Below are 6,068 nucleotides of genomic sequence, written 5' to 3' on the forward strand. Positions count from 1 at the left end.
CTTGGTCAGCAGGTGTTCGGGCCGCTCGGCCAGCGCGATCAGCAGGTCCAGCGCCCGCCGGCCCAGCGTCGCGGGCTGGCCGTCCACCAGCAGGCGGCCCTCCTCCGGCTGCAGCTCGAAGCGCCGGGACGGCCCGAAACGCAAAGGCGCGATGACCGGTGATCGAGGTTGGGGGTTCGGCAAGACGCGTCCTTTCCGAGCGCGAGGCGGCGAAGCAGCTGCGGGAGCAGGCGCCAGGGGCCGATTTTGGCGAAGTTTTGGGACCGTTTGAGGACGCCAGGCGGGGCGACATCCACAGTTCGAACCACGCGCTGCCCACCGCTGGCCAGCCACCGCCCCACTCCCGACACAGGTGCCTACATGACCCAAGCTTCCCTGACAGCCGAACCCCGCATCGAGGCGCCCGCGACGAGCGCGACCAATGCAGATGCGCCCAGTCCAATGTCGTTTGCCATCCTGCGCAACACGCACGAGGCCTTCCGCACCAGCATCCGCCTGCAGCACGAGGCGCTGAAGCTGGGCGACAGCGCCAGCTTCGCCACCGAATGGCGGGACCTGCAGCGTGCGCTCGCCGTGCATGTGGCGATGGAGGACCACACCATGTTCGCACTGCTGGACGAGGTGGGTGCCGGGGCGATCACCGCCGCCCACCTGCCGGACGAGCACCAGGAGGAAGCGCGTTTTGCCGCGCGAGTGGATGCCGCGCTGGCGGCCGGCAGTCCGGCTTTGCTATACGGCACCTGGGCCGCCTGGCGCGAGGTGCACCTTGGCCACCTGCTGCACGAGGAAGCAGTGGTCACGCCGCTGACCATGCAGGCCGCGCCGACCCCGAAGGCACGCGGCCGCGTCGTGCACGAGCGCGTGATCGTGCCGACCGAGCAACTGCCGGATTTCGACTGGTCCGTCGGCTGGGTGACGCGCCACCTGGCCGAGTTCGGCTCGACCTCGCAGCCGCCCGTGGTCGCGACGCGGGTCTTCGCCTGGGGCCTGCAGAACGCCTGTTCACGCAGCCAATGGCGCCGCCTGCGGCCCGTCGTGCAGCGCAATTGCCCGCCCGTGCTGTGGGCCGAGATGGCCTCGCAGTTCGGCCTGGAGGGCGAAGGCGCCATCGACTGAAGCGACCGGCGGAGGCGCCGGATCCGGCGCTGTGCGATCATCCGCCCGTGACCTCCCGCCCTCCACGCCTTCAGCCTGCGCCGCGCCTCGTGGCCCGCGTGCTGTGCTGCGCGTCGATGGCTGCGGCCCTTCCCTTCGCGATTCGAATTCTCCAGGACCGTTGAGCTGCGGCGTCACGCCGGTGCCCAACGGTCCCCTCGCCTGCAGCGGCGCGCTTCCCGCGCCATCCCACGCGTTGACCCACGGAGAATTCCCATGCCTCATTCCGCTTCGTCCGCCCACCCGGGCACGGAGTCCACTGCCCATCCCCTGCTGTGCGACATCGAGCGCACTGCCCGGCGGCTGGCCGGCCAGGTGCTGCACACGCCGGTATGGCAATGGCAGACCGGCGCCGCCAGCCAGCTCGCCCCGCAGACCGAGGTCTGGCTGAAGCTGGAGTTGTTCCAGCACACCGGCAGCTTCAAGCTGCGCGGCGCATTGAACTGCATCCAGGCGCTGGACGCGCCTGCGCTGACGCGCGGCGTGGTAGCCGCCAGTGCCGGCAACCATGCGGTGGCGGTGGCCTACGCCGCACGCACCGCCGGCACGCATGCCCTGCTGTTCATGCCGCGCCATGCCAGCCCGGTGCGCGTGGCCGCCTGCCGCGAGCAAGGCGCCGAGGTGCTGCTGACCGACACCATCCACCAGGCCTTTGCCCAGGCACAGCAGGCAGCCACCGAAGGCCTCAGCATGATCCATCCGTTCGACGGCCCGCTGACCGCCGAAGGCACGGCCACCATCGGCCTGGAGCTGATGCGACAGGTGCCGTGGCTGGACGCGGTGGTCGTGCCGGTGGGCGGCGGCGGGCTGTGCGGCGGCATTGCCGCGGCGGTGAAGCAGCTCAACCCGCGCACCCAGGTCTTCGGCGTCGAGCCCTTCGGTGCCGATGCGATGTACCGCAGCTTCCAGGCCAATGCGCCACAGGTGCTGGCGCGCGTGGACACCGTGGCCGACAGCCTCTGCGCGCCCTATGCGCTGGCCTACAGCTACGGCGTGTGCCGGCGCTTCGTGGACGAGATCGTTCGGGTGAACGACCGCGAGATGGTCGCGGCCATGCACCACCTGTTCCGGGACATGAAGCTGGCGGTGGAGCCGGCCTCCGCCGCGTCCACCGCGGCCTTGCTGGGACCCTTGCGCGGGGCTCTGGCCGGCAAGCGCGTGGCCCTGGTGGTGTGTGGTGCCAACATCGACACGGCGCGCTTCAGCGAGCTGCTGGCCGAAGCCGCCTGAGCCGTTGCTGCCCAGCGGCCTGGGCGCGCGCTCGGGCCGCTCAGGCCACTCAGTCGGCCGTGATGTGGCCGACCTCGATCACCTTCTTCCACCGGGCAAATTCGGAAGCCTGCATGGCCTTGAACTGCTCCGGCGTGTTGCCGACGATCTCGAACCCCTGCTCCACAAGCTTGGGCTTCACCGACGGATCGTTGAGTGCGCTGACGATCGCGGCATGAAGCTTGGCTTTCACGTCGGGGGGCAGCCCTTTTGGTGCCGCCACGGCCTGCCAGGAGTAGACATCCGCGCCATGCACGCCGGCCTCACCGAGCGTGGGGGTCTGAGGCAGCAGCGGGGAGCGCTTGTCGCCGGTCACGGCGAGCGCCCGCAGCTTGTTGGCGTTGATGTGAGGGATCACGGCGTTGATGTTCTGGAACGAAGCGTCCACCACCCCGCCGAGCAAATCGGTCATGGCCGGGGCGCCCCCTTTGTAGGGCACGTGCAAGGCCGACGTGCCGGTCTGCTGCCAGAACAGTTCAGCGGTCAGATGATCCGAAGAGCCATTGCCCGAGGAAGCGAAGCTCAGCTTGCCCGGGTCTTTCTTCAACGCGGCAAGCAGGTCGGCCACCGACTTGAAGGGCGATGCCGCCGGGACGACCAGCACATTCGGCGCCTGCACCGCCACGGTCAGCAGATCGAAGTCCCTGGCTGCGTCATAGGCCACGTTTTTGATCAAGTGCGGCGCGATCACATAAGGCCCCAAAGACGACACCATCAGCGTGTACCCGTCCGGCGCTGCGCGCTTGACCTGGCCTGCGCCGATGGTGCCCGTGGCGCCCGGTCGGTTTTCCACGATGAAGGTGCCGCCCAACTTGTCCTGAAGCTTGGCCCCCAAGGTCCGCGCGATCGCATCGGTGGAGCCCCCCGGCGGAAAAGGCACCACCAGGGTCACCGGCCGCTCGGGATAGGCTGCCTGCGCCATGGAAGTCAGGCCGCCCAGGGCGACGGTGGCCAGCGCGAGCGCGACCCACCGTCGCATCGGCGATTTGGCTTTGAACATGATCTCTCCTGCAAGGTCGAACAAGGTGCCTCGGCCGACGGCAGCCCGCTCACCGGAGCGCCAGCGCACCGCAAGACCGGCTCTCCGCGCGGCGAAAGCTCGGCTTTGGCCGGCAACAGCCTCTGGGCACCTTGGCAATTGTTAACGTTAACATCAGGCCAAGTCAAAGGCGTTCGCCTCAGTGTTTCCCCGGGGAACGGGCGCGTCGCCGGGTGACTTCTAGAATCCCCCATCGCATGGCCCTCCCCCCTTCTGACCCGCCGCCGCCGCCGGCCTCCACCGAGACCCGCGGCGCAGTGACCATTCATCAGGTCGCCGCCCTCGCGGGGGTGTCCCTGATGACGGTGTCCCGAGCGCTGAATGAACCGCATCGCGTCGCCGGCCCGACCTTGGAACGCGTGCGAGCCGCCATCCACCGCACCGGCTATGTGCCCAACCTCGCAGCGGGCGGGCTGCGGTCCCTGAAGAGCCGGCTGGTGGTCGCCCTCATCCCGACGACCACCGGTCAACTGTTCGCAGGCATGATCGGCGCGCTTTCCGAGGCGCTGCGTGAGCGCGGCATCCAGCTCATGATCGGCGAAAGCGGCTACGGCGCGCACCGCGAGGATGACTTGCTGCGCGCCGCCATCGGCCGCAGGCCCGAAGGCATTTTCCTGACCGGCGTGATGCACTCGGAAGAGGGACGGCGGGCCTTGCAGTCCTGCGGCATCCCGATCGTCGAGACCTGGGACGAAACCGAGGCACCGCTGGACATGCTGGTCGGTGTCTCGCAGGTGCAGCTCGGATCCGAGGTCTGCCGGTATCTGCATGGCAAGGGGCATCGGCATCTGGCGCTGATCTCCGGCGACGATCCGCGCGCCGCCCGACGCCGCGAGGGCTTTTTGCAAACCGCCGCGATGCTGGGCCTGCCCCCGCCCGTCACGCACATGCTGACGGCCCCCACCACCCACGCGCAAGGGCGCCAGGCGATCGACTCGCTGCTGCGCCAGGCGCCACCGCGCATCGACGCTGTCTTTTGCAGCTCCGACATGCTGGCCCTGGGCGTGTTGACCCAATGCCGTGTCATGGGAGTGGCGGTCCCGGGCGACCTGGCCGTGGTCGGCTTCGGGGACCTGGACTTTGCCAGCAGCGTGGTGCCCGCCTTGACCACCGTCCGGATCGATGGCGACGCCATCGGCCGCATTGCGGCTGCGATGCTCGCCACCCGGGCCGAAGGCCTGCCCGTCGCCAAACGCAGGGTCGAGGTGGGGTTCACCGTGGTCTCGCGCGAGACCGCCTGAACCGGTGGCGGCTCAGGCGCGGTCGGCGGCGGCGGCGGCGGCCTGCTCGGCGTAAGGCCCCAGCTTCAGCAGCCGGGCCGCGTTCTGCTTGAGGATCAGCGGCTTGACCTGGTCCTTGAAGCCGGCTTCCTCGAAGTCGCTCATCCAGCGTTCGGGCGTGATCAGCGGGAAGTCGCTGCCGAACAGGATGCGGTCCTTCAGCAGCGTGTTGGCGTACTGCACCAGCTGCGCGGGGAAGTACTTCGGGCTCCAGCCTGACAGGTCAATCCACACGTTGGGCTTGTGCATGGCCAGGGAGATGGCCTCGTCCTGCCAGGGCCAGGACGGGTGGGCCAGCACGATCTGCATGTCGGGGAAGGCAATCGCCACGTCCTCGACCATCATCGGGTTGGAGTTCTGCAGCCGCAGGCCGCCCCCGCAGCGCATGCCGCTGCCAATGCCCGAATGCCCGCTGTGGAAGATGGCCGGCAGCTGGTATTCGGCGATCACTTCATAGAGCGGCCATGCCATGCGGTCGGCCGGCTCGAAGCCCTGCACCGTGGGGTGGAACTTGAAGCCCTTGACGCCGTATTCCTCGATCAGCTTGCGCGCCTCGCGGGCGCCCATCTTGCCCTTGTGCGGGTCGATGCTGCCGAAGGCAATCATGATGTCCGGGTTGGCCAGCGCGGCCTCGGCGATCTCCTCGTTCGGAATGCGCCGCCGGCCCATCTGCGTTTCGGCGTCCACCGTGAAGTTCACGAAGCCGATCTTCTTCTCGCGGTAGTAGGCAATCGTCTCGTCCATCGTCGGCCGGCGCGACGAGCGGAAGTACTTGTCGGCCGCACGGTCGAACTCCTCGCCGTAGTTGTCGAAGGGGTTGCGGCAGGACACCTCCAGGTGGGTGTGTGTGTCGATCGCGATCAGCTCGTCCAGGTTCATCGAGAAAGCTCCAAATTTGTTTAAGTAAAACAATCAATTGACGGGTGCGTCATCGGGGTTTTCACGGACAAATATTCGATTGATCTGCGGGCGCGCCAGCGCAAATAATGATTAAGTTGCTGAATCATTTTTCTGCCTCCACCGGCACCTGCCCATGACCCTCCCGGATTTCACCCCCGCCACCGGCCTGCTGGCCGGGCTGCCGTTGCTGCAGATCAGCCAGCAAGGCGCCGTGGCCCACCTGCGGCTGAACCGCCCGGCCAAGCGCAATGCGCTGAACGACCCGCTGATCGCCCAGCTGCACACCGCCCTGCTGAACCTGCCGGAAGACGTGGGCGCGGTGCTGCTGAGCGGCGAAGGCGAACACTTCTGCGCCGGGCTGGACCTGTCCGAGCTGAGCGAGCGCAGCGTGGCCGAAGGCATTGCGCACTCGCGCGGCTGGCATG

7 protein-coding genes are annotated in these 6,068 nt (G+C 68.2%); 4 read left to right on the forward strand and 3 right to left on the reverse strand.

The annotated features are described in order from the left end of the window. Positions 1-183, reverse strand: a 183-nt coding sequence (locus FKP22_RS18320) for a winged helix-turn-helix domain-containing protein (RefSeq protein ID WP_211361458.1), incomplete at its 3' end; no start/stop codon positions are given. A 177-nt stretch (positions 184-360) separates the two neighbouring features. Here FKP22_RS18320 and FKP22_RS18325 point away from each other — a divergent pair. Both FKP22_RS18325 and FKP22_RS18330 read left to right on the forward strand, forming a co-directional pair. Further along, positions 361-1,116, forward strand: coding sequence for a hemerythrin domain-containing protein (locus FKP22_RS18325; RefSeq protein ID WP_141289068.1), 756 nt, complete (start codon positions 361-363; stop codon positions 1,114-1,116). 255 nt (positions 1,117-1,371) lie between these two features. Beyond that, positions 1,372-2,385, forward strand: a complete 1,014-nt coding sequence (locus tag FKP22_RS18330; protein WP_141289070.1) for a threonine ammonia-lyase — start codon at positions 1,372-1,374, stop codon at positions 2,383-2,385. Between the two features lie 49 nt (positions 2,386-2,434). Here the strand turns inward: FKP22_RS18330 and FKP22_RS18335 are convergent, their stop codons facing one another. Then, a complete protein-coding gene (locus tag FKP22_RS18335) occupies positions 2,435-3,424 on the reverse strand; it encodes a Bug family tripartite tricarboxylate transporter substrate binding protein (RefSeq protein ID WP_375140596.1) in 990 nt (329 codons plus the stop codon). Positions 3,425-3,660: 236 nt separating this feature from the next. Between FKP22_RS18335 and FKP22_RS18340 the strand changes: the two genes are divergently transcribed. Beyond that, entirely contained in the window at positions 3,661-4,704 is a 1,044-nt protein-coding gene (locus tag FKP22_RS18340; RefSeq protein WP_141289072.1) for a LacI family DNA-binding transcriptional regulator, read from the forward strand. Between the two features lie 12 nt (positions 4,705-4,716). On the opposite strand, the gene FKP22_RS18345 is transcribed toward FKP22_RS18340, so the two are convergent. Further along, a complete protein-coding gene (locus tag FKP22_RS18345; RefSeq protein WP_141289073.1) occupies positions 4,717-5,622 on the reverse strand; it encodes an amidohydrolase family protein in 906 nt (301 codons plus the stop codon). Between the two features lie 154 nt (positions 5,623-5,776). Between FKP22_RS18345 and FKP22_RS18350 the strand changes: the two genes are divergently transcribed. After that, positions 5,777-6,068, forward strand: a 292-nt coding sequence (locus tag FKP22_RS18350; RefSeq protein ID WP_211361459.1) for an enoyl-CoA hydratase-related protein, incomplete at its 3' end; no start/stop codon positions are given.

Origin of the sequence: Ideonella azotifigens (genome assembly GCF_006519715.1) — a bacterium.
Taxonomy (GTDB): Bacteria; Pseudomonadota; Gammaproteobacteria; order Burkholderiales; family Burkholderiaceae_C; genus Ideonella; species Ideonella azotifigens.

Bases quoted from the DNA above. Each gene is read 5' to 3' on its own strand.
- FKP22_RS18340 (WP_141289072.1), top strand. From the start codon at position 3,661: ATGGCCCTCCCCCCTTCTGACCCGCCGCCGCCGCCGGCCTCCACCGAG.
- FKP22_RS18325 (WP_141289068.1), top strand. From the start codon at position 361: ATGACCCAAGCTTCCCTGACAGCCGAACCCCGCATCGAGGCGCCCGCG.
- FKP22_RS18330 (WP_141289070.1), top strand. From the start codon at position 1,372: ATGCCTCATTCCGCTTCGTCCGCCCACCCGGGCACGGAGTCCACTGCC.
- FKP22_RS18345 (WP_141289073.1), bottom strand. From the start codon at position 5,622: ATGAACCTGGACGAGCTGATCGCGATCGACACACACACCCACCTGGAG.
- FKP22_RS18335 (WP_375140596.1), bottom strand. From the start codon at position 3,424: ATGTTCAAAGCCAAATCGCCGATGCGACGGTGGGTCGCGCTCGCGCTG.